Genomic DNA, 24,248 nt, shown 5'->3' with positions numbered 1-24,248 from the left:
ATTTACTGTTTTTAAAATAGGGTTTAGTATAAAGAATAGAAACGAGGTAATTATATATGAAAAAAATGAATTTCATAAAAAAAGAAAATAAAAAATTTGCTTTGCTTTCAATGTTATTTTTAGTTTTAAGCTGCTCCAATAAGACTGGAAATAATTCAGAAAGTACAAACAGCACAACAGAACAGCAAAAAACAGTTTCTCCAGAAGAACTGAAAAAATATACTAAAAATGCAGCGCAAACACAAGATGCCTTTGTAGGTGTGCATAACAGCGTTAAAGATTCAATCGTAAATATTAGAACAAAAAAAACTGTTACGGTAAATACTTACAATCCTTTGGAAGAATTGTTATATGGACGTTCTGGAGGACAGGAAAAACGTGAGTCTGGTTCGCTTGGTTCAGGGTTTGTAGTTTCAAAAGATGGATATGTTGTTACAAACAATCACGTTATTGACGGTGCAGATGAAATTTATGTAAAATTCTCAAATGGACGTGAATATCGTACAAAACTTGTGGGAACTTCGCCTGAAGTTGACATTGCCGTATTGAAGATAGATTCAAATGAAACATTTAAACCGTTAGAATTTGCAAATTCAGATCAAGTTCAAATTGGACAATGGTCAATCGCCTTTGGAAATCCATTAGGATTAAATGATTCAATGACTGTCGGAATCGTAAGTGCAGCTGGACGTAGTTCACTTGGAATCGAAGAAATTGAAAACTTTATTCAAACTGATGCCGCTATTAACCAAGGAAATAGTGGAGGTCCGTTAATTGACATTACAGGAAAAGTTATTGGAGTCAATACTGCAATTTATTCACAAAGCGGAGGAAGTGTAGGAATCGGATTTGCAATTCCAGCAAATTTGGTAACGACTGTAAAAGATTCAATTATCGCAACTGGTAAATTTGAAAAACCATATATTGGTATATACTTAGGAAATTTAGATGCAGATAAAGTAAAAGCCCTTAACTTAAAATCTTCAAACGGAGTATTTATAGCAGGTACTGTTCCAAATGGTCCAGCAGCAGCAGCAGGAATCACAAAAAATGACATTATCATAGCAGTTGATGGAAAGGAAGTAAATTCCGCAGGGGCCTTCGTTGGAGAAATAGCCGCTAAAAAAGTCGGACAATCTGTAAAATTAACTATATCTAGAAATGGAAAAACATCAGAAGTATCAGTAACTCTTGCAAAAACTCCAAATGCCATCGAACAGCAACGTATCATGCAGCAAAAAATGCAGCAGCAACAACAATTAGAACAAGAACAATTCGGTAGATAAAAAATATAAACTGCTCTAAAAGTCTTGAATATGAGCCAGACAAAAAGAGCAGTTTTTTTATTTTTATACAAAATTTCTAATACTTTCATTTAATTTGATAAATAGAAATTTCACTTCCATACCGTAACTTGAAAACTTAATCAAAGATATTCAAGATTGCTTTTATAATATAAAATATATTAAAGGATGTACAATTATCCTAACATTTCGGAATTTCACTTATATGTAAGTCTTTATCAATTCCAAAATGTGTTACTTATTATAATTCCGTAAAGTGACTTGCTCCACTCTCTTGGGTGAATACAAGTTTATCCAGAATATTTTTACTTTTTTCAATAAATTATACATCATTTTTTTAAAAAGTCAAGCAAAAAGTTATACAAACTTTTTTTTATAAACTTTAGATAATTTTCAAAAAACTATTGTTTTACCCTGAATTTGACTTTCTATTCGGACATAACATATTGCAATATTTCTTGAAACAGTCCTTCTTCAGTATATTTTTTCCCTTCTATCCCAATTTTTAATCCATATTTCTCAATAGTTTTTGTAGTAACAGGCCCAATCGAAGAAATAACCTTATTTTTCATAATTTCTTTTATTTCCTCATTTTCACTTAAGTTTATGCTGTCAGCAAAGGCTTTAAAGGTTGATGAACTTAAAAACATTAAGATGTCGCTTTCTTTTATGTATTTTTCAGCTTTTTCCTTTTCCACTTCGACTTTCTGAGTTTTATAAACTACAAGTTTTTCATAATTTCGATTGTATAAATCTGAATATTTTTTTTCATTTACTGGAGAAATATCAGATACTATAAACAGTATTTTTTCTCCTTCCTTAGTAAAATTCACACTTTCGCTAGCCAGCCTTTCTACCGTATATTCTTTTGGATAAAAATCTGGAATTATTTTATATTTCTCAATTTCTTCTGCCGTTTTTTCTCCTACGACACCTATTTTAACATTTCCTAAAGCACGAATATCCTTTACTTTTCTCATAAATCCAATAACAGAATTTATGCTGTTAAATAAAAGGGTACTGTATCCCTTCAAATCAGGCATTTCAAAATCAATATACTCTATATTAATAAATGGAAGGCTCAAAGCCTGTCCGCCAAGTTCATTTATCTTATTTGAAATATTTCCCTGTTTTTCCCTATTTCTCGTAACAAGAATATTTTTCCCAAATAACGGCTTATTCTCAAACCATTTCATTTTTTCACGTAAATTCACCACTTCCCCAATCAAAATGATGGCAGGCGATTTTACATTATGCTCTTTTACTGTATTTACTATTGTTTCCAATGTTCCTATATAAGTTTTCTGTCTTGTCGTAGTTCCATCTTTTATTATCACAACAGGTGTTTTCGGATCTTTTCCATTATTTATCAAGTTTTCTGCTATTTTTTTAAGATTGCTTAATCCCATTAAAAAAACTAAAGTTCCTTCCAATTTTGCAATAACTGGGAAATCAAGCTCTGTTCCATTAAATTGCGTATGTCCAGTGAATACATGAAATGAAGTATTAATTCCTCTATGAGTTACAGGGATTCCAGCATAAGCCGGCACAGCAATTGAAGAAGTTATCCCTGGAATTACCTCAAATTCAATATTTTCAGCGACTAATGCCTCTATTTCCTCTCCACCTCGCCCAAATACAAAAGGATCTCCTCCCTTTAATCTCAATACTAAAAGTCCCTCTTTCCCTTTTTCCACAAGTTTTTTATTTATTTCCGCCTGCAATTTCCCTCCAGCCGTATTTTCTTTTCCCATATAAATCCGTTCTGCATCAGACTTTGCATACTGTAAGATATTTTTATTTACAAGCCTGTCGTAAACAATGCAGTCAGCTTTTTCTATCACCTTTTTCAATTTTAAAGTTATAAGCCCTTCATCTCCACAGCCTGCTCCCGCAATATAAACTTTACCTTTTCTCATTTTTCAGCTCCTTTTTTATTTCTTCAGCCAATTTTTGTGCAATTTCCTTCGGATTTTCCTTATTTCCTTCAACTTCTTTAAGCATTCTGCTTCCATTATCATTAAACATTCCCTTTAATTTTAATGTATCTCCTTCAATAACCGATGAACAGCCTATCGGAGTATGGCAGCCTCCATCAAAAATTTTTGAAAATTCCCTTTCGGCTTCACACATCATTGTAACCTCATCATCATTTATAATTTCCAGAAGATGCCGTATTTTATTATCATTTTCCCTGCATTGAATACACAAAATTCCTTGTCCTGGTGCAGGCATAAAAAAATCTGTATCAAAATATTCAGTAATTCGGCTTTCCAGTCCAACTCTCTTTAATCCAGCCGCAGCCAGCACAATCGCATCATATTCCCCATCATCAAGTTTTTTAAGTCTTGTGTGAATATTTCCACGAATTGCTTTTATGTTTACATCATTTCGCAAATTCAAAAGCTCCCTTTCCCGTCTTACGCTCCCTGTCCCAATCACAGAGTTTTCATCAAGTTCCTTTAATTTTTTCCCACTTTTTGAAACAAGCACATCACAATTATCTTCCCTCATTGGAAAACACGCATTCAAAAGCCCTTCTGGAGTATTCTGTGGCATGTCCTTTAACGAATGCACCGCCAAATCTATTTTATTTTCCAGCATTTCCTTTTCGATTTCTTTCACAAACAAGTCCTTTTGTGTCGTTCCCTTTATTTTTGTAAAATCACGCAAGTCCTTGTCCCCCTTTGTAACTATGACTTTCAGTTCTATTTCCAGCGATTTCCTTTTATCAAATCCTTCAATTTCAAAAAAATCTTCATTTTCCCTTAATTCATCATATTTTTCAATCAGTATTTCCTTCACCTTTTCTGCCTGTGCAAGTGCCAAAATGCTCCCTCTCGTTCCAATAATTATTTTATTTGATTTCATCCATTTTCACCCATCTCGATATTTTTCTGATTTGTATATTTTCTTCTTTTTTCAAGTTTTTCCGCTATTTTTTTCAGCTGCTCCTCAATAATGTAAAAATACTTTTCCACAATTTCATCTCGTTTTTCCACATTTTTATTATATTCATCCCAAATATCCTCCAAATGATAAAGGGAAACATTCTCAAATTCTCCAATACTAATTTCAATATCTCTAGGAACTGCCAAATCAAGAAAAAACCTTTTCTTTCCATCATTTAAAATATCCTCAATTTTAGCCTTTTCAATTATCAAATGCGGTGCAGAAGTGGCACTTATCACAATATCCATATTTTTTATAATATTATATTTTTCACTAAATTCCGCCGTTTGGACATCTGGAAACACTTTTTGCAACTCAATGGATTTTTTCAAGCTCCTATTTGTCATCGTCAAATGACAATTATTCATTTTGTGAAGAAGCGCAAGAATCGACTGGCTCAAATCTCCCACTCCAATTACAAATACCTTTTTATCTTCAAGACTTTCAAACTTTGTCTTTATAAATTTCACAGCAATCGAATCCAGTGAAATATTTTTCTCATTTATCCTGCTTTCTGCCCTAAATCTCTTCCCAGTTTCTATCGCCTGATTAAATATTATATTCAAGAATGAAGATGTAGTCTCCTTGTCAAGAGCCTCAAAATAAGCCTTTTTAAGCTGCACAAGAATTTGATCTTCCCCCTTTATTATCGAATCTAGCCCACAAATAACTCGAAGCAAATAATGCACCGCCTCAGTCCCTTCATAGTCCTTCATCTTCTCAACCCTAAAATCTCTCTTTAACCTCTCAATTTCAAATTTCCTGCTAACATCCAGATAAAACTCTATCCTAAGGCAAGTTTCAACAGCCACATACCCCTTTATAACCCTTTTTTCCAAATACTCCCCCAAAATATGTCTATACCCTTCTTTTACAAACTTTTCCCTTTCCTCCAAACTCAAATTTTTATAACTAAAACTTAGAATATAAAAATTTTTTACTAAATTTTCATTCATTTTTCTCTCTCTCCGTTTTTTTATTTTATTTATTTATAATTTATACTAAATCCCTTTTAAAAAATAGAAATTATACTTTATTTATTTCCTGACAAGGGATCTTGATCTCTTGCAATTGCAGTATCAACAAAATTTTTATAATTTTGGCTGTATTAAATACTTACGGAAACTCCTTTCCCTAATCAAATGACTGTTCTACAGAACTTCTAGTATTCCCAACTCTTTTCTATCTTACATCAAGGGAAACTTTTACTCCGTAAATTGTTGTCTACTTACATTCTATTAACTTTTCCATTTTTTGTCAATTCAATTTAATATTAATTATAACAAAATAAAATAATAGGGAAGATCTTATAAGTCATAAGAATTCCCCATTTAAAATACTAATAAATATATTTCATAATCTCACCGACTATATCGCTTGTCATCTCATCTAACACATATTTTTTCTTAATATTAACAGTTTTCCATTCCTCCTTAGGTTTATTTGCCTTTTCATCAAAAATATTTCCGCCAGCAATGATTTTTACTTTGTTAGTTGAAAAATTAATGCTAAGTTTCTCTTGGTCGCCAGAATTTCTCATAAATGAATTATTGTCAAATCCAATAAGTTCAAGCTTTTGGTTTTGAAATCTAAAAGTGTAGGTATTTTGTGTTACAGACCAGCTTCCCGCACTTAAAAAATAATTAAGTTTAATTTTTAAAATATTATTTTTTATGCTAATGCTGTCTAAAGTATCCATAAGAGCTGGACTTTCCTTATTTCCTTCGCTTTTGATAAAACCTTTATCATTCTTGCTTGCCAAAATATAGCTTCCATTATTTTGCTTGAATAAAACCAAAAGTATTCTTGGATTTAAGTTTAAATATTCAGAGCCAAGATTCTCGTTTTTTACAATATTTGCCTTATCAGTTTTTTCGATAATGATGGCAACATCTTCAAGCTTATCATTATTTAAATCTCCTTTAGCCGAAAGAACAGTTTTCCAGCCTTTTGGAACGAATCCATTTATATTTTTTGCCTTTTCTGGAAAGTTTTCCCCAAAAGAAAAAATTGAGAAAATTAAAAACAATGATAAAATAAACAATAATTTCCTCTTCATAAATAACATTCCTTTCTTTTTTATTCTAACTATTTGTAAAAGTCTAAAAATTCTAATAAATACAGTATTCTAAAATTTTTAATTTTTTTATTTTTTCTGCTCTCTAACAAGAGGACTTGACCCCTTATGATATTAGTTAGCTTACTTTTACAATTGCCTATCTTCTATTCTAAATTTTTTTTCAAAGCCTCAATAACTCTGTCGTTACTCCTTCTATCCTTAATTGCCAGCCTAAAAAATCTTTCATCCAAAAATTTAAAATTGGATGCATCTCTTATTAAAATTCCTTCTTCCATCATTTTTTCCCTCAACTTTTTCACATTCAGCCCTTTAGAAATCAATTCATCCTTTATTTTTACACAAATAAAGTTTACTTCTGTTTTATAAGACTTTATTCCTGAAATTTCATCCAGTTTTTCATACATATATTTTTTTTCTTCTGTTATCCAGTTTAATGTCTTTTCGATATATTCTGTATCATCAAGCACCGTTATTCCAGCTATTTCAGCAATATTATTCACGCTCCACGGCTCTTTTTTTTCAGCGATTTTCTTTTCTAAATTTTTGTCAAAATAAATTCCATATCCCAATCGTAGTCCTGGAATAGCAAAAAATTTTGTAAATGCACGAGTTACAAATAAATTTTTCTTATTTTCCCCACTGTTTACAATACTTTCCTTTAGACCGTCCTCTAGGAATTCGATAAATGCCTCGTCAATAAATAACTTTGTATCATATTTATTACATTCTCTCAGAATTTCCTCTGTTTCAGCCATTTTTAAAAATTTTCCAGTCGGATTATTTGGATTGCAAATTATTGCCAGATCATATTTTTTCTCAAGTTCCTTTTTTAATTTCCCAATATTAAGATTAAACTCATCTTTTTCTTCTAATTCAAAATATTCAATTTCAATTTTCTGACTTTCAGAATTTTTGCACGCTCTTACTGCCCTTTCATATTCACCAAAAGTAGGCGACACAATCAGCACTTTTTCGGGCTTTATTACTTTTATGAACAAAAATATAGCTTCTGTTGCACCATTTCCCAGCACAATATTTTCCAGCTCAACTTTATTCAGATGAGCCAATTTTTCACGTAATTCCACATAATCAGGGTCAGGATACCTCTCAAGAATCCCAATATTTTCAATAATCTTCTGCTTTAGGCTCTCAGGCACTCCGTAAGGATTAATATTTGAACTGTAATCCAGTATTTCTTTTATATTTTTTTCCCTGAATATTTTATAAATATTTCCACCATGAAAATCCATTTTTGTCTCCTTATACAAAACTTATAATAGATATGTTCGATAACCTAAGTTTTTTTATCTATACAAGGGGTCAAGACCCCTTGCTTCAAGATATTTATTTTATTAAATTCTAAGTTTGTATAGTTATCGAACAGGTCTAATGATAAAATATATTAACTGTTTTGTCTAAATTTTCTTTAAAATCAAATTCATTTTTATTTCAATCTCTTATTTTTTAATTTCAATATTTTTTAAATTACCGTTCAATAAATCAAATGTAAATATATTTTCTTCTAATCTTCCAATAATTTCTTTATTTTCAATATCTATTTCTATTTTTCCAAAATTATATAATGAATGGTAAATATCTTCTATTCTTTTGGCTTTTAAAGTATCTTTAACATTATTTTCTGAAGGAGTTTCTACATATATGGAAAAAGTTATTTTATTTATTTTTGATATAACATCTTCAGGGTTTACACAAAATTCTGCGTGCATAAACCCTTTTTCAGGATAATAATATATTTTCCCTGTATCTACATCATCTACATCTAAAAGATCGTATTTTTCACATAATTCAGTTGTCATCTCATTTCCAACTTTAAATTCGCCTAATAAATAATTTTCATCATAGATTTCTATTTCCACTACTTTTCTTGAATATATGTCTATGTGAATATATGAATTTTCCATTTCCATTATTAAGTTATATCTTTCGCTTCTATCATTTTTACGATACTCTGTATGATAAATTTTCATAAGAGGATAAATTTTTTCTACGCTATCCCCTAATGTTATTCCTTTATAATTATAAATTTCTAAATTTTCATTTTTATATCTTTCTACTAATTCATCATCATTTTTATCATATTCACTCTTCATTTTTTCTAAATCTCCTAAAAATTAATTATATAGTTTTTTTATTTCGATGTCTTTAATTTCAGCAAAACATTTTTGAAAATTTTTAATCATTTAAATTATATATTTTCTGATTTCATTTGTCACCATATCCAAAGATAAAGCACATGGACAATCTAAATTTTTATTACAAATGTCAATTCATTTAATCCCCATTATTTCATAAACCTTCTCAATATCCACATTTTCCCTCAAAATTTGTGCCAATTTATCATATTCCCTGTTTTTATATTCTTTGAAACTAAAATCTTCATCGACTTTGTCTAGCCCTTTAAGTTTTCTTGCTTTGTTCAGAAAATGATTTGTAAATTCAGAATTGTCAAATATTCCGTGAATATACGTTCCGACAACATTGCCTTTCACAGCACCTTTTAACTTTTCATCGTCAAAAATGCACTTTATTTCAATTTTTTCCTCATTTACAGGATAACTGTAGCCTTGATGTATTTCATAGCCTTTTATTTCAATGCCTTCCATTCCGCTTAGCACTCCATCGGCATTTTTTATTTTATTTTCATACTGTGTTGTTGTTTTTGCCGTTTCCATAACAGTTTCTATGTCAAGTAAATCTAAGCCTGAAATTTCTTTTAGATTAGATTCGATATTTTGAGGATCCATTATTTTTTGTCCCATTATCTGAAAACCGCCACAAATTCCAAATACTATTGTTCCTTTTTTTGCAAGCCTTATAATTTCCCTGCTTATATTTTTATCAATTAAGTCCTTCATGTCTTCCACAGTATTTTTTGAACCAGGAATAATAATAATGTCCTCATCTCCCAGTTCAGAACTTTTTGTAACATATTTCAAGGAAACATCGTTATAATGGCTAAGTGGATCAATGTCAGTAAAATTCGATATATGCTTTAGTTTAATAACCGAAATCTGAATTTTCCCTTCTTTTTTCACATTATACTTGTCAATCCCCAGACTGTCCTCCTCCTCAATTCCAAGCGGAACAAACGGCACTACTCCCAGAACAGGCACATTTGTCAGTTCTTCAATCATCTCAATTCCAGGAGTCAAAAGGCTCTTATCTCCCCTAAATTTGTTTATAATTACACCTTTTATCCGTTTTCTCTCACTTTCTTCAAGCAGCATAATCGTCCCGTAAATTGCCGCAAAAACACCGCCCCTGTCAATATCGGCAACTAGAATAGCAGGCGAATCAGCCATTTCTGCCATCCCTGTGTTTACAATGTCATCTTTCTTCAAGTTAATCTCTGCAGGGCTTCCTGCCCCTTCCAGCACGCAAATATCGAAGTTATCCCTTATGTGATTATATGCCGCCATTATATCCTTTTTCAAATTATGCTTATAAGCAAAATATTCCCTCGCATCCATATTTTTGTAAACTTTCCCATTTACAATAACTTGCGATTTTCTATCTGTCGTAGGCTTTAGCAAAATCGGATTCATAAATGCCTGTGGCTCGATATTAGCGGCTTCAGCCTGCACCACCTGAGCTCTTCCCATCTCTTTTCCATCCCTTGTAATAAATGAGTTCAAAGCCATATTCTGCGACTTAAACGGTACCACGCTATACCCGTTCTGATAAAATATTCTGCAAAACCCCGCATTAATTATACTTTTTCCCACATTAGAACCTGTCCCAAGCAACATTATATTTTTGTGTTTTCTTTTCATAAACTATACTCCTATTTTTAATTTATATAAAAAATTTCCAATTTATTTATAAACAAATTACCTGCTTCTACTAAGTATAGCAGATAAAAATGCCATAAACAAATTGGATTTATAAAAATAATTACTATTTTCTTTTAAATTTTATACTGCCTAAAATTTTCTTAACTTTGTCGTTATAAAATGCTCCGATTACAAATGAAATATGTGACATTATACAAAATATATATTTTTTCCCATTTGTCAAATAAGACATTATCGAACTATTTTTATTTTCAAAAATAGCTCTAAACACAAAATAAACCAATATTGCAATCATTATCCAAATTAATGCCTTTTTATTCATTTTTTTCAAAAATCCTTTGCACAAATATCCTAAAAAATACATAATTCCCAATATTATTATCAAGCAAATCACCGAAAACACAATTACAGAAATCTTCAAAATATGTTCTGGAGCTGCCAAAAAAAGTGCTGTAGAAAATAATGCAGAAGCAAACCAAAATAAATATGCTAATGCTGGATATATCCCCTCCTGAACTAAAAAATAAATTATTGAAAATAAAATTAATCCTAAAGGATTATCCTGTTTCGTCACAAGTTTATCTGTATTTTTTTTCATTTTTCTTCTCCTTCTTTTATTTATTTTTTCTTTTAAATTTTATTCTATCTAATATTTTATTAACTTTGTCGCTATAAAATACCCCGATTGTATAAAAAATATGTGATGCTGTACAGAAAATATGTATTTCCCGTGCTGTTGGTGCAAACATTGCTGTACTCTCATCTGTTTCTGTAAAAATTTTATGCACAAAATAAATTAAAATTGCTATCATTGCACCACCTAATACAGTTTTATTCATTTTTTTCAAAAATTTACTGCACAAATATCCCAAGTAAAATACAAGTATAAGCACAATTATCAAAGCAATTCCTGAAATTACAATACCAATAATATTAATAACTATTTCTGGAAGATTTAAAATTTCTAGAGAATTAATAATTACACCTGCTAACGGCATCGCAAAAATCAGCCAGAACAAAAGTGCTAATATCGGATATATTGTTTTCTGAAAGAAAAAGTAAATTACTGTAAATAAAACTAATACTAAAAAGCCTTTTGCTTTTGACATAACTTTATCTTCATTTTTTTCCATCCTTTTTTCTCCTTCTTTTATTTTTATATAATCATTTGTAAAAGTCTAAAAAATTCCAATAAATACAGCAGATATATTCAGTAACATAATTCTTTTTATCTTTATAAAAACCAAGATCTCTTTACTTCAGAAAAACTACTTTTACAAACTTAAAATTACTCATATTTTATCACATAAAATTTATTTTTTCTATATGAAATTTTTCTCAAAATATATATTGCCAATTTCATTCTTTTTATTTTTACAAGGGATCAGGAGCATTTATTAAACGGAATTATAACAACTATATTATTTTAATGGAAAGAATATAGCAAATAAAAAAATATGCTTACTGGCAAGCAATATGTTCGCTCTACTAAAATAAGCATATTTTCTGTATTATCTTAAACTCTGTTTTTTCTATTTTTCAAAATCAAATAAATAATTTCCAAAAATAACATTCCACTCCAAAATGCCAAATAAAATACCCTATCTTTCTTATACTTTGTTTCTAATTTTTTACTTAATTCCGAATTTAAAGAAATATTTTCATCTAAATCTCCTGTTTTATCTAATTGATATTGATACATAATTTCTTTTTTACTTCCAAATTTGTCAACAAAATGTTCTGCATCCTGTAATTTTATTTCTTTTAAATTTAATCTTTTTTCTAAAGTTTTCTCATCTAAGTTATACTCAATTTTATTACCGTTAATCAAAAAATATGTTTCTGGTAACCGTATTTTCCTTCATAAGAATCTGTTTCCTCAATATAGCCAATCCAATTATTATTAATTTTAGATAATCCATCTAAATACAAAATTAAATCCTCAGGTTTTGTCTTATCTACAAGTTTATAAACTTCATGTTCCGAATCCGAACTTAAAGTTCTCTTTATCAAAAAATTTTTTGATATTTTAAGTTCACTGTTACGATTAACTGTGTCATAAGGAAAACGAAGATATCTAACAAATAATAATGATAAAATTGTAAATGCGATAAGAAAATTAAACTTTCGTTTTGAAACAAAAAACCAGAAAGTTAATAAAATTAATATTGGAATTATAAAAGGGGATAACAAGACAAATCCCCAAGTTATATTTGTATCTGTAAGCATATTTACTCCTTAATTTTTATATATTTATAACTCTTTTATTTTTCAGAAATACTTTGTGAACTACTCCCGCTTTTAGAAGCGGGAGCTTCTTGGGAAGTATCCGCTTTTGTTAGCCAAATATATTTACCAAGCTCTTCGGGTAGTTCCTACCCTGTCTTCTTTTATTTTCCTAATATTCCAACATCAATTTTCCAATTTTTTTTATATTCAATGCCGCATTGTAATCTCTATCAATTTCAATCCCACAGCATTCACATTTATAATTTCTTTCTGATAATTTAAGTTCCTCTTTAATATTTCCACATTTACTGCAAGTTTTCGATGACGGAAACCATTTATCTATCTTCAAAAATTGTTTCCCTAAAAACATCAGTTTATACTCAAGCATCCTCAAAAACATTCCCCATCCATTATCTCCTACACTTTTTCCAAAATTTAATGCCTGACTCATCCCTTTCATATTCAAATTCTCAACAACCACAGCATCATATTCTTCAGACAATTTTTTCGATAATTTATGCAAAAAATTTCTTCGACAATTTTTGATATATTCATGCAATTTTGATATTTTCATTTTTTGTTTATACCAATTTTTAGAAAATTTCACTTTTCTTGATAATGATTTTTGTAATTTTTTCAATTTTTTCTCCAACATACTAAAGTATTTTGGATAATCAGCTCTTTGGTTTTCAGAACTGACAAATAATTCAGACATTGAAAAATCAAGTCCAATTACCTTATCATTACTTGGATTTTTTTGAATTTCTTTTTCAAATTCTGTCAAAACAGAAACATAGTAATTTCCATTACTGTTTGTCAATGTTACTGACTTTATCTTGTAATCCTTCGGTATTTCTCTATGATATTTTAATTTTATTCTTTTTAATTTTGGCAAAACTAAATATTTGTTTTCCTCAATTCGTATCGAATTATTCACACAATTTGTCGTGTAACTTTTAACACTATTCTTTTTAGATTTGAACCTTGGAAATTTTGACCTTTTCTGAAAAAAATTCGTAAACGATCGTTTTACATTCAATTGAGCATTTGAAAGTGCCAAGCTGTCCACTTCTTTTAAAAATTGATTTTCACTTTTCAAACTGGCAGGTGTAATTATTTTATTTTTCCCAGTTTCTTCATAAAATTTATTTGCAGTATACAAAATAGTATTGTAAACAAAACGAACACATCCAAAAGTCTTATTTATCAACAATTCTTGTTCCTTATTTGGATAAATCCTGTATTTGAATGCTAAATTATATTTCATAAAATTACACCTCCTTTTGATTTTGAATATTATTTGTAATTATTTTTTTAGAAATTTTATCATTAATGATTTCTCTTCGATATTTTATACAAAAATTGTATCATAAGTATATCTTTTTTTCAATTTTTTTACAAAAAAAGCAATTCATCTCCCACTTATAGAAGTCGGAGACTTCTTACTATCTTTTTGTTAAAAAATTATCACATTGAAACTTTAATAAACAATGCAGGTTTTGGAATGTATGGTGATATAAAAGAGCAGTCTTTAAATAAAATTTCAGATATGCTTCATCTCAATGTAGAAGCATTAACTTTGTTATCTTCCTTATACGTCCAAGATTACCACAACGAAAAAGATTCTCAATTAATCAATATCTCCTCAACAGGAGGTTACACAATCGTTCCAAACGTAATTATCTACTGTGCCACAAAATTTTACGTAAATGCCTTCACAGAAGGACTCGCACTAGAATTAAAGCAAAACAACGCACAATTAAAAGCAAAAGTCCTAGCACCCGCCGCAACCAAAACTGACTTTGGAAATGTCGCAACTGATAAGACTGATTTTGATTATGATAAATCTTATTCAAACTATCATACATCCGAAGAAATGGCAGATTTTCTCATTCAACTTTACGAAAGCGACAAAACTGTCGGTTACATCAATCGTGAAACTTTTGAATTTGACTTATCCGATGGATTTTTTCAAAATGCGTTTAGTTCTAAAAATAATATGAAATTTTAACTATTAGTTTTTATTATTGATTTTCCTAAAAAAATATTATAAAATATATGCAAAATTTATTATTTAGGAGTGATTTTATGAAAAAAATTATATTTGCGTTATTTTTACTGACTTTTAGTTTAAGTTTTTCTAATTCTGATATTGACATAATATCCAAAGAGGTTTGGAGATGCCCTCATTCTGTTGACAGAACTTTTAAGGGGCTTACTTATATAAAATTCTTGAATGAAAATGGCAAGCCGTCTATTTCAGTTAGCATATTGGATAATCGTGCAGCATTAAAAACAGGAAAAGTTTCGCTTGAACTTTCACAATTAGATTACGAAATAAAAGAAAATGAAAATTCTATCTATTTTACAAACTTAAATGATAAAACACAAGTTTTTTCAGATTACAAATTATCTTATTCATTTGATAAAAAAAATAGACCTAAAATGGATTTATATCGTATTTCAGATAACAAGAAACTTTGCAGTCTTATAACAAATTAATTTTTTATAAATTATAAATACAGGACATCATTTTAACAATGCCCTGTTTTTTTATTATTCCAGTTTTTTTTCCTAATATACTCATTCCCATAAAACGCCCAAGCCAACTGCCCAGTCATCACAATCCAAATCAGTGGTTCGCAAATCATTACACCGAAATACCCCAACTTTGGCACAATAAAAATTACGAAAATTATTTTCCCAAAAAATTCGATTATACTGGAAACTAGAGGGATTACTTTTTCTCCTAGAGCTTGTAGAGCGTATCTTAAGTTGAATAAAACGCCTAATATTGTGAAAAATGGTGAGGCTATTTTTAGGTAGGTTGAACCGTTGTAAAGGACTACTTTGGAGTTTGAGCCAGACATTAGGTGAATCATATTTTTTGAAAATAGGTAAACGAAAATTGTGATTCCGATTGCAAAAAAGATGTCCATTAGGTTTGCGTAAAATACTCCTTTTCGTATTCTGTCGACTCTGTCGGCTCCTTTATTTTGAGAAACGAAGGTTGCTAGTGCAAGTGCCATTGTTGTTAGTGGAATGTTGCAAAATCCCATTAATTTCCTTGCCGAAGTGTGTCCAGCGATAATTAAATAGCCAAATCCGTTTATTGCGTATTGTAAAATTAGTGATCCTGTTAATACAATTGCAATCATTAAGCCCATTGAGATTCCTTGTCCGAGCAATTCTCTGTATAATTTTGCATCGAATCGGAAATGTTTTTTTCTAGGGATTAAAATTGGTTCTTTTATGTAAATATAAATTACGCTTAAAATTACAGATATTGCTTGTGCGATAACAGTTGCGACTGCTGCACCACCAATTCCCATTTTTAGGGAAGTTATGAAATAAATATCAAGAAAAATATTTAAAATTGAAGCAATTACTAAAAATACAAGCGACATAAAACTGTTTCCGATTGCTCTCAAAAGTCCTGATGACAAATTATAGGAAAAAGTTACTCCTATGAACATTGTTATAATATTTATGTATTCAAACGCTTCATTTATGATATTTTCAGGTGTGTGTAAAATTTTTAGCAACGGCATTAAAATAAATCTTGATAAAATCATTACAGCAAGTGTTACCATAAGTCCAATAACAATCGAACCTGCAACCGATTTTTTCAAAAGATTTTTATTATTCGCTCCATAACTTCTCGCTGCAACCATACTAAGCCCATTCCCAATTCCAAGCGCAAAACCGAAAATTAGCTCAAAAATTGCTGCTGAGGCCCCAATTGCTGCAAGTGAATTGTCTCCTAAAGTGTGTCCGACAATAGCAATATCCGCCATATTGTAAAGTTGCTGAAAAATATTTGACACTAAAATCGGTATCGAAAAAATCAGTAGTGATTTTAAAATGCTGTCATTTATTAAATCAACAGAAAAATTAAATTTTTTCATTTTTCTCCTTTCTTTTTGTTTTTCATACTAAAACCCCATTAAAAAAAGAAATGATTTTCTATTTACTTTCTGACAAAGGATCTTGACCCCTTGTTAAACAGAATTATAAAAACTCCATTGTTTAATAGGGAATAGTATCAAATTGTAAATTTTTATTCTTGTTTGTAAAATAATTTTTTTGTAAATTATGGAATTTTTCATTTTTTATTTTTCTAAAAAATCTTTCATATCAGTAAAAATAGGTATTTCCAATTCAATTTCCTCTTTACTCACAGGATGTGTAAATTTTACCTTGTAAGCATGTAAAAATTGTCTATTTATCCCAAGCTCTTTATTTAAGCCATTTCCATAAAGCTCATCCCCAACAATTGTGTGCCCAATTGATTTCAAATGCACACGAATTTGGTGCGTTCTTCCCGTAAAAAGCTCACATTCCACAAGCGTCACATTTTTTTCAGGATAAGTTTTCAACACTTTTACAGCCGTTTTCGCATACTGACCTCTCTCGTCAATAATTCTCTCCAAATTATCGCCATCTCGAAAAATACGTCTTTCAATAATTATTTTATTTGTTCCATTTTTTTCCAAAATTTTATTATTAAAATCATTTTTATCCTTCAAATTTAAATTATATTTTGTATTTTTGCTGTCAAAATCTATATTTTTATTTATTTTAAAATTTATATTTTCAAAATTGTTTTTACTTTCCAGATTTAAATTATTATTTTCTTTTTTACTGTCAAAATTTATATTTTCTCCAATTTTGTTATCTTTATTTTCAATTTTTTCAATTTCATCATACTTTTTCATTTTTCCAAAATTAACTTTTTCAACTTCAGCTTTCAAATTTTCCTTCTCAAAATCCTGAATTTTATGATTTTCCCCATCTTTTGCCAATTCATCTTTAATTCTAGAAATTTCCTCATCATCAATAATTCCATCCACAATCGCCAAATATTTTTTCTCAAAAATCGAAAAATTTTGCAAAAATGCCTGTGCAAAACTGTTTTTCACAATAATAATCAGCCCAGATGTATTCATATCAAGCCTGTTGTAAAATCGTGGCACTCTTACTTCACCATATTTTTCTAAAAAATGATTCACAATCCCATTTGCCAAAGTAAAATCAACCTTTTTCTGTGTCGGATGTGTTAACAAAAACGGCTCCTTATTCACAACCAAAATATCTTCATCCTCAAACACAATATCAAGTGGCAATTTAATCGGCTTAATATCAGTCCCTTTCTTTTTCTCCACAACCTTCAAATTTCCATGCGATGGCAATTTTTTCGTAAGCCTAACCTGCTTCCCATTCAAAAAAACTTCCACATTTCTCAAACTTCTCCCCGAATAATTCTGCACTTCCCGCAAATACTGGGAAATTTTCATTCTCTGATGTTCCTTCTCAATCCTAAATTTTTTCAATATTTATACACATCCTTTTTTATTTTTTATTATTATTTTTCAAAATAATTATCAGTTTTCCATTTTCAAATTCCACGCTAGCCTCATTTTCAAGAATAACATTGCTCACAAGTCTGGAATTTTCCCTTTTCACATCAATTTTATCCGTTTCAAACTTAAAGCCTTTTAATGTCAATTTTTCAACTTTTTCACTAATTGGAATGATTGAAAATTCACATTCCTTTTTATTTTTTAGGACAAAAGATTTTTCTGCATAAAAAATTTCTTCATTTTCCTGCAAAAAAACAAGAGTTTTATACTTTTCCATTATGAATAAATTGCTCAAAGTCATATCAATTCGTTTCCCAAGCCCACCAACAATAAATATTTTCTCAACAAAATTCTTATTTTCCGAAATTTTATTAATTTCTTTCAAAATCAGCTCAAAATCTGTAAAATCCTTGTCTTTTGGGAATTTTTTTATCAAAATATTTTTACTTTTATAATATTCCAAAACTTTTTTCTCAATCGAATCCAGATCCCCAATAATCACTTCTGGCATTTTCCCATATTTAAATGCAGAATTTGCCCCGCCATCTGCACAAAAGCAAATCGTCTCTTCCGAAACCAATCTATCCATAAATTCCTGCGAATATTTATACTCTCCATTCAAAAAAATCACAAATTTTTTCCTCATCTTTTCCCTCCAAATCAAAAAATATAACTATTTTGTATTTTTATATTATACTGTTTTATCCAAATATTTACAAGATTATAAGAAGCAAAAATCCCTTCACATTTCAAGAATCTGTAAAACAACCTTAAATCCCCCATATTCACTATGTTTCATCTCAATTTTTCCATTATGGACATCCATAATTTGTTTTACAATAAGAAGCCCTAAACCGTGCTGCTGTTCTGTCGTATTTTTGTCACAAACCATATAATGTGGCGTATTATTGAGCTTTTCGAGCTCTTCATCAGAAACTCCTATTCCATTATCTTCAACACAAATTATACAATTTTTTTCATCTTCTTTTACTGAAACATAAATTGTACAACCATTTTCATTATGATTAATACTATTTTGGATTAAATTCGCCAAAGCTCGTTTTATCAGATTTTTATCAACATTAACAAAGCAAGATACAAATTCACTTTTCGTCTTCCATTCTATCGGAAATTTCTCGTCAATATCCATATTCAAAAAATCAACAATTACTTGTCGAACAAGTGCAACTGCATTTTCTTTTTTCTTCTCAAAAGGCTGCATATTATATTCTAATTTTGAAGCAAGATTCAAATCATTTATCAAATTTTTTATACGCTCACTTTGTTTCAAAATAACAGAAAGTTTTTTTCCCATTTCATCTGATAAACTTGAAGATGTTTTTAATTGACTTGCATAGCCCATTATCATTGACAATGGAGTACGAATGTCGTGGGAAACTCCTGCAATCCAGTTTGCTCGTGCTGTATCTTTATTTCGCAGTTGTTCTCTTTGATTTTGCAAAATTTCAGAAGTTTTATTTATACTTTTTGCAAGTTCGGATAAAACGCCTTTTTCATCTATGTTTACTGGATTATCTTTTGGCAAATTCTGTATACCTTTTATTATTGGATTTACTGATTTTAAAAGTTTTGAATTTGAAAAAATGTAAATCAAAAATACAAAAAATATATTGGATAGTAAAAATATAAGAAAAAAATTAGGAACATTTTGAATTAAACGATAGTTCCAGGTAGCTGTGGAATATTTCCAGTAACTGTCTTTTGGATATCCTAATACAAGTAAATCATTTCTAATTTTTGTTGTAAAAACTGGATAGCCTTTTATGTAAGCATGTGAAAATAGAGCTATATCAAATACCGAATATTCTTTTGGAATCTCGCCTGGCAAGTTTTCTGTTTGCCATATCACTTTTTTAGAATCATTGTCAATCACAATTGCCCAAATATTTTGCTTTTTCAAATTGGAAATTTCTTTATCTGGCAAAAAATATTTTCTGTCTTTAAATTTTATCATTTTCGCTATTTCAAAAGTTTTATCTGAAGGAGAATCATCTGTCGAATATTTGAAAAATATAAATTCAAACAAAAAAATATTTAAAAATAGAAGCAAAAATATGCTTAATATTATTGTTATTACAAAACGGCGTATAAGTTTTAATATATTTTTCATGCTATTTTCCCTCCACGATTAATTTATAACCTAATCCTTTCATTGTTATAAGAGAAACTGGATGTGACGGCTCTTTCTCAATTTTTTCCCTAATCCGTCTAATATGTGTCATCAAAGAATTTGAGTAAACATAAGCATTTTCTCCCCAAATAGCTTCACAGAGCGAATCAATCGTTACAATTCGTCCAGCATTTCTGTATAAAGTTTTGAGTAGTTCGTATTCCTTTGCAGTTAAGGAAAATTTCCCCCCATCTTTTACAATTTCTCCTCGTGAAAAATCAATCTGACAGCCATTTAAGTTCACAATAAAATTCTCTTCCTTGTAAGTCCGTCGCAAAATTGCCGTAATCCTAAACAAAAGTTCTTTTGGCAAAAAAGGTTTTACAATATAATCGTCCGCCCCCAATCCAAATCCTTTAAACTTGTCTTCATCTTCTCCTCGTGCTGTTAAAAATAAAATCGGATAATCGCTGTCCTTTCTCAACTTTTCAAGCAACTCAAAACCATTCCCATCTGGAAGCATCACATCCAATATCACAAAATCAGGTTTCTTTTCTTCAACACATTTTAAAGCCTCTTTCACATTTCTAGCAGTCCTTGTATTTTCATAACCTCCATCTGCCAAAATCGACACAACCATATTCAAAATTTCCTGCTCATCATCCACAATTAAAATACATTTATCTCTCAAATATTTTTCAACCATTTCAAACTTCCTCCAATTATCACTAAAATTCATAAATCATTATATCACAAAAATCACTCCCAACTTCCCAAATTTCCAAAAAGTAAGGTAAATGTAAAGCAGCAAAAATGTTGCCGTAAGGTTGATGTGGTAACATATAAATATAGAAAAGAAAGTAACAAAATTTAATAAAAAAATAATGAGAGGATGATTTTTATGAACAATGAAGTAATCAAAAAAACAACTGAAAAAAACATTTTTCTTTCAGACAAGGAACAACATCAAAAAGTTAGTAAAATTGCATTAATTATGAGCTTAATTCCAATTTTAAGCCAATTTATTGCATTTTTTAAAGTGCATTATACAGTGTCACATATATTTGCTATTGTAAATATTTTATGTATTTTATGCTCTTTTGTTCTATCTATTCTATGTATCAAAAATCGTGAAAATCGAAATTTGATGAATTTTTTTTCAATGATATTAAGTGGACTTTTTATGGTAATTATAGCTGTAGTTACTTTTGCAGTTATAGTTTATGCAGTAAAAGGATAAAAAATTGATATTAAATCAAAAAGAGACTTTGTTCAATTAATAAACAGAGTCTCTTTTATGCTATATTTGATAATCTTTTTATTGGGTTTCTTATTAGTCTTATACTACTTTTTTATAAAAATTCAATACAGTACAAATAAGTACAAATACATTTTTTATTTTCCGCATTCAACTTTTCATATCATAAAAATTCTCCAAAATCAGCAAAAGCTCCTCCCCATAATCTCTAACTTTCCGTTTCCCCATTCCCCTTATTTGCGAAAGTTCTTCAACAGTTTTAGGATTTGCCTTTATTATGTCAACTAAAAGCTGATTTGAAGCAACGATGTAAGGTGGATATCCCAGCATTTGTGCTTCTCCAGCTCTCCATTCCTTCAAAATCTTATATAGCTCGGCTTCTTCTTCTGAAAGATATTCTTCATGATTTTTGTTAACCTCTTTAATATATTTTCCATTTTGCAAAAAATTATTTTTCTCTAAATTTTTATCTACATTCTCCGCCTTTTCATATTCAACAAAAGCCGTCCAGTAATATTTCCCCTCAATTTTCACTAGCTCAGCCTGATACTTCACAATCTGGACATTTCCTAATATCCTTTCCAGCTTCCCTTGCTCAAATTCTTCTGTCCTCTCATTAAATGGCAAAGTTACAATTTTTAACACCTCAATTTCCCCCTTTTTGTTTCATTTTTTTAATCCGATACTCAGCAATCTTAAAATTGAATTCTATCTTCTACTTTCTCAAAACCGCTCCATAATCTTTCTCAACTTTAGCCACAATTTTATTTGAAATATCAACAATTTCCTTTTCTTCAAGTGTTTTGTTTTTATCTCTCAAGATTACACTAATTGCCACACTCTTCATTCCTGGCAACACTCCTGCACCTTGATAAATGTCAAACAATTCTACTTTTTCAATCTTTTTATCAACTTTTTGAATAGTTTTTAAAACATCTCCTACCAAAATATCTTCTCTCATAACGAACGCAAAATCTCTTGGAACAGATGGATATTTTACGATTCCTTGATATTTAATTTTTTTACCAATATATTTTTGAATCAAGTCAATGTTAAATTCTCCAACTAAAACTGATGTTTTTCCTAAATCAAAGTTTTCCAATACGTCTGGATGAATTTCCCCAAAACTTCCAATCAATTCACGACCAACAAATACGTCAACTGAACGACCTGGATGATATTGACTTTGTTCAGAACGTTTTATCATATAATTATTGAATTTTAATTGTGTGAAAATTTCTTCCACAATTCCTTTTAAGTCATAAAAATCATAAGGAACTGGTTTTGGATTCCACAATGTCTTATTATTTTCTCCAGCCAAAATTATTCCCAATTTCACTTCTTCCTTCGCCAATTCTTCTGCTTTCACAAAAGTTCTGCTAACTTCAAAAAATCTAATATTTGTAGCATTTCTATTCATATTTTCTTTAGCATTTTTTAACAAGCTATAAAGCAATGTTGGACGTAATGTTACGAAATCTTCTGTAATTGGTCTCAATAAATCAATTAAATTTTCTCTTTCAACGCTTGTGTATTTAATTTTTTCCATTGCATCTTTTGGTACAAAACTGTAATTAATAACTTCTTTAAGCCCAGCATTTGCCGCAATCAATTTCACTTGTGTAGAAAGTTTTGTTGTATCAATAACTGGTTTTTCACTAATATCCAATTTTGGTAAAATATTTTCAATATTATCAAAACCATACATTCTAATAACTTCTTCAAAATAATCTTGCTCATTTTCCAAGTCGTCACGGTAAGTAGGTGCAGTCAATGTCAATGTTTCCCCATTATCTACAACCTCGATTTCAAGTCTAGTCAATATCCCAATAACTGTTTCACGTGGAATATTTTTCCCAACAAAACGGTTCAATCTCTCAAAGTTTAATGTAGCTGTTTTTTTCTTGTATGGAACAGGATAATTGTCAACTACTCCTTCTAAAATTTCTCCACCTGCCACTTCTTGAATGATGTTTGCAAGTCTATTTATTACATTAATTGCATTTTCTTCATCGACTCTTCTTTCAAATCTGTATGAAGATTCACTAAATAATGTCAATCTTCTTGAAGTTTTTCTAACATTTTGTGAATTGAAGTTTGCCACTTCCAACAAAATATTTTTTGTATTTTCAGTAATTTCTGAATTTTGTCCACCCATTACTCCACCAAGTGCAACGGCTTTCACACCATCAGAAATCACGATATCATCGCTATTCAATTCTCTTTCTTGCTCATCAAGCGTAACTAATTTTTCATTTTCATGTCCCGCTCTCACAACAATTTTTCCACCTTCAATTTTATCCAGATCAAAAGTATGATTTGGTTGATTCAATTCCATCATTATGAAATTTGAAGCATCTACAATGTTGTTAATACTTCTAATTCCAATAGATTCCACTCTTTCTTTTAACCATTTTGGACTTTCTTTAACTGTAACATTTTTAATTATTCTAGCCACATATCTTTTCGCTAAATTACTGTCTTCAATTTCAACCGAAATGTTATCAACCGTTTTTTCAGAACTTTCTGAATTTATCACAAAACTTGGATATTTAACCTCTTTATTGTAATAGGCTCCTAATTCTCTTGCAATCCCAATATGCGATAAACAATCAGGACGATTCGGAGTGATTTCCAATTCAAAAACTGTATCGTTAATTCCTAAATACTCTTTCATAGGCACTCCAACAGGCGTATCTTCAGGCAAAATCATAATTCCATCCGAATCTTTCCCAATATTTAATTCTTCTTCAGAACATAACATTCCGTTCGATTCTACACCTCTAATTTTACCTTTTTTAATAACAAAATCTGGAGCTAATTTTGCTCCAACTTGTGCCAACACAACTTTGTCTCCAGCCTTATGATTAGGCGCTCCACACACGATTTGCAAAATTTCTTTTCCATTATCAACTTTACAAATTGTCAAGTGGTCAGAATCAGGGTGCATTTCTTTTTCAATAATTTGTGCCGTTACAACATTTTCTAAATTCTCCCCTAAAACCTCGATTTTTTCTACTTCCTGACCAATCATAGTCAAGGCATTTTCCATTTCATTTATTTCTATTCCATCTAAATCTATATATTGCTTTAACCAGTTTAACGAAATTAGCATT

At 29.8% G+C, this 24,248-nt stretch carries 23 protein-coding genes; 4 read left to right on the top strand and 19 right to left on the bottom strand.

The window, feature by feature from the left end; genetic code table 11:
* Positions 1-56 precede the first annotated feature (56 nt).
* A complete protein-coding gene (locus FVE74_RS00325) occupies positions 57-1,286 on the top strand; it encodes a S1C family serine protease (RefSeq protein WP_147002699.1) in 1,230 nt (409 codons plus the stop codon).
* 446 nt (positions 1,287-1,732) lie between these two features.
* Here the strand turns inward: FVE74_RS00325 and cobA are convergent, their stop codons facing one another.
* From cobA to FVE74_RS00270, 12 genes are all read right to left on the bottom strand, one after another.
* Positions 1,733-3,223: a uroporphyrinogen-III C-methyltransferase gene (gene cobA, locus FVE74_RS00320; protein ID WP_147002698.1), complete on the bottom strand. Its 1,491-nt coding sequence runs from the start codon at positions 3,221-3,223 to the stop codon at positions 1,733-1,735.
* Entirely contained in the window at positions 3,210-4,175 is a 966-nt protein-coding gene (gene hemC / locus FVE74_RS00315; protein ID WP_147002697.1) for a hydroxymethylbilane synthase, read from the bottom strand. Before hemC ends, cobA begins: the two co-directional genes overlap by 14 nt.
* Positions 4,172-5,212: a glutamyl-tRNA reductase gene (gene hemA, locus FVE74_RS00310; RefSeq protein ID WP_147002696.1), complete on the bottom strand. Its 1,041-nt coding sequence runs from the start codon at positions 5,210-5,212 to the stop codon at positions 4,172-4,174. The genes hemC and hemA overlap by 4 nt, the downstream gene beginning before the upstream one ends.
* 383 nt (positions 5,213-5,595) lie before the next feature.
* The gene (locus FVE74_RS00305) at positions 5,596-6,315 is read right to left on the bottom strand and encodes a hypothetical protein (RefSeq protein ID WP_147002695.1); all 720 of its coding nucleotides are present in this window, start codon (positions 6,313-6,315) and stop codon (positions 5,596-5,598) included.
* 164 nt (positions 6,316-6,479) lie between these two features.
* On the bottom strand, positions 6,480-7,586 hold the full coding sequence (locus tag FVE74_RS00300) for a pyridoxal phosphate-dependent aminotransferase (RefSeq protein ID WP_147002694.1): 1,107 nt from the start codon (positions 7,584-7,586) through the stop codon (positions 6,480-6,482).
* Between the two features lie 207 nt (positions 7,587-7,793).
* A complete protein-coding gene (locus FVE74_RS00295) occupies positions 7,794-8,447 on the bottom strand; it encodes a hypothetical protein (RefSeq protein ID WP_147002693.1) in 654 nt (217 codons plus the stop codon).
* Positions 8,448-8,624: 177 nt separating this feature from the next.
* The gene (locus FVE74_RS00290) at positions 8,625-10,130 is read right to left on the bottom strand and encodes a cobyric acid synthase (protein ID WP_147002692.1); all 1,506 of its coding nucleotides are present in this window, start codon (positions 10,128-10,130) and stop codon (positions 8,625-8,627) included.
* Positions 10,131-10,254: 124 nt separating this feature from the next.
* Positions 10,255-10,749, bottom strand: coding sequence for a sodium:proton symporter (locus FVE74_RS00285; RefSeq protein ID WP_147002691.1), 495 nt, complete (start codon positions 10,747-10,749; stop codon positions 10,255-10,257).
* A 16-nt stretch (positions 10,750-10,765) separates the two neighbouring features.
* Positions 10,766-11,284: a MerT protein gene (locus FVE74_RS00280; protein WP_147002690.1), complete on the bottom strand. Its 519-nt coding sequence runs from the start codon at positions 11,282-11,284 to the stop codon at positions 10,766-10,768.
* Between the two features lie 383 nt (positions 11,285-11,667).
* Entirely contained in the window at positions 11,668-11,982 is a 315-nt protein-coding gene (locus tag FVE74_RS11805; protein WP_232053970.1) for a hypothetical protein, read from the bottom strand.
* Positions 11,979-12,380, bottom strand: coding sequence for a hypothetical protein (locus FVE74_RS11800; RefSeq protein ID WP_232053968.1), 402 nt, complete (start codon positions 12,378-12,380; stop codon positions 11,979-11,981). Before FVE74_RS11800 ends, FVE74_RS11805 begins: the two co-directional genes overlap by 4 nt.
* 169 nt (positions 12,381-12,549) lie before the next feature.
* Complete coding sequence (locus FVE74_RS00270; RefSeq protein ID WP_147002689.1) at positions 12,550-13,647, bottom strand: RNA-guided endonuclease TnpB family protein; 1,098 nt, start codon at positions 13,645-13,647, stop codon at positions 12,550-12,552.
* Between the two features lie 186 nt (positions 13,648-13,833).
* Here FVE74_RS00270 and FVE74_RS00265 point away from each other — a divergent pair, with 186 nt between their 5' ends.
* Together FVE74_RS00265 and FVE74_RS00260 are read left to right on the top strand one after the other, a co-directional pair.
* Positions 13,834-14,391: an SDR family NAD(P)-dependent oxidoreductase gene (locus FVE74_RS00265; RefSeq protein ID WP_269473151.1), complete on the top strand. Its 558-nt coding sequence runs from the start codon at positions 13,834-13,836 to the stop codon at positions 14,389-14,391.
* A 77-nt stretch (positions 14,392-14,468) separates the two neighbouring features.
* Positions 14,469-14,882, top strand: coding sequence for a hypothetical protein (locus FVE74_RS00260; RefSeq protein WP_147002688.1), 414 nt, complete (start codon positions 14,469-14,471; stop codon positions 14,880-14,882).
* A gap of 32 nt (positions 14,883-14,914) precedes the next feature.
* Here FVE74_RS00260 and FVE74_RS00255 read toward each other — a convergent pair whose 3' ends face one another.
* The 5 genes from FVE74_RS00255 to FVE74_RS00235 form a co-directional block, all read right to left on the bottom strand.
* Positions 14,915-16,288: an MATE family efflux transporter gene (locus tag FVE74_RS00255; protein ID WP_147002687.1), complete on the bottom strand. Its 1,374-nt coding sequence runs from the start codon at positions 16,286-16,288 to the stop codon at positions 14,915-14,917.
* Between the two features lie 204 nt (positions 16,289-16,492).
* On the bottom strand, positions 16,493-17,713 hold the full coding sequence (locus FVE74_RS00250; RefSeq protein ID WP_147002686.1) for an RluA family pseudouridine synthase: 1,221 nt from the start codon (positions 17,711-17,713) through the stop codon (positions 16,493-16,495).
* Positions 17,714-17,732: 19 nt separating this feature from the next.
* A complete protein-coding gene (locus FVE74_RS00245) occupies positions 17,733-18,389 on the bottom strand; it encodes a thiamine diphosphokinase (RefSeq protein WP_147002685.1) in 657 nt (218 codons plus the stop codon).
* Between the two features lie 96 nt (positions 18,390-18,485).
* Positions 18,486-19,874: a sensor histidine kinase gene (locus FVE74_RS00240; RefSeq protein WP_147002684.1), complete on the bottom strand. Its 1,389-nt coding sequence runs from the start codon at positions 19,872-19,874 to the stop codon at positions 18,486-18,488.
* 1 nt (position 19,875) lies between these two features.
* A complete protein-coding gene (locus FVE74_RS00235; RefSeq protein ID WP_147002683.1) occupies positions 19,876-20,580 on the bottom strand; it encodes a response regulator transcription factor in 705 nt (234 codons plus the stop codon).
* A gap of 195 nt (positions 20,581-20,775) precedes the next feature.
* On the opposite strand from FVE74_RS00235, the gene FVE74_RS00230 reads away from it, so the two are divergent.
* Entirely contained in the window at positions 20,776-21,114 is a 339-nt protein-coding gene (locus FVE74_RS00230) for a hypothetical protein (RefSeq protein ID WP_147002682.1), read from the top strand.
* A 168-nt stretch (positions 21,115-21,282) separates the two neighbouring features.
* Here the strand turns inward: FVE74_RS00230 and FVE74_RS00225 are convergent, their stop codons facing one another.
* Positions 21,283-21,777 carry an HRDC domain-containing protein gene (locus FVE74_RS00225; protein WP_147002681.1) on the bottom strand — a complete coding sequence of 165 codons (495 nt, stop codon included), beginning with the start codon at positions 21,775-21,777 and terminating at the stop codon, positions 21,283-21,285.
* Between the two features lie 70 nt (positions 21,778-21,847).
* Complete coding sequence (pheT, locus tag FVE74_RS00220) at positions 21,848-24,247, bottom strand: phenylalanine--tRNA ligase subunit beta (protein WP_147004533.1); 2,400 nt, start codon at positions 24,245-24,247, stop codon at positions 21,848-21,850.
* Position 24,248 lies beyond the last annotated feature (1 nt).

The organism is Leptotrichia wadei (genome assembly GCF_007990445.1).
Lineage (GTDB): Bacteria > Fusobacteriota > Fusobacteriia > Fusobacteriales > Leptotrichiaceae > Leptotrichia > Leptotrichia wadei_A.
Note: the sequence above shows the minus strand (reverse complement) of the source record. Positions and strands in the feature narration are given on the sequence as shown.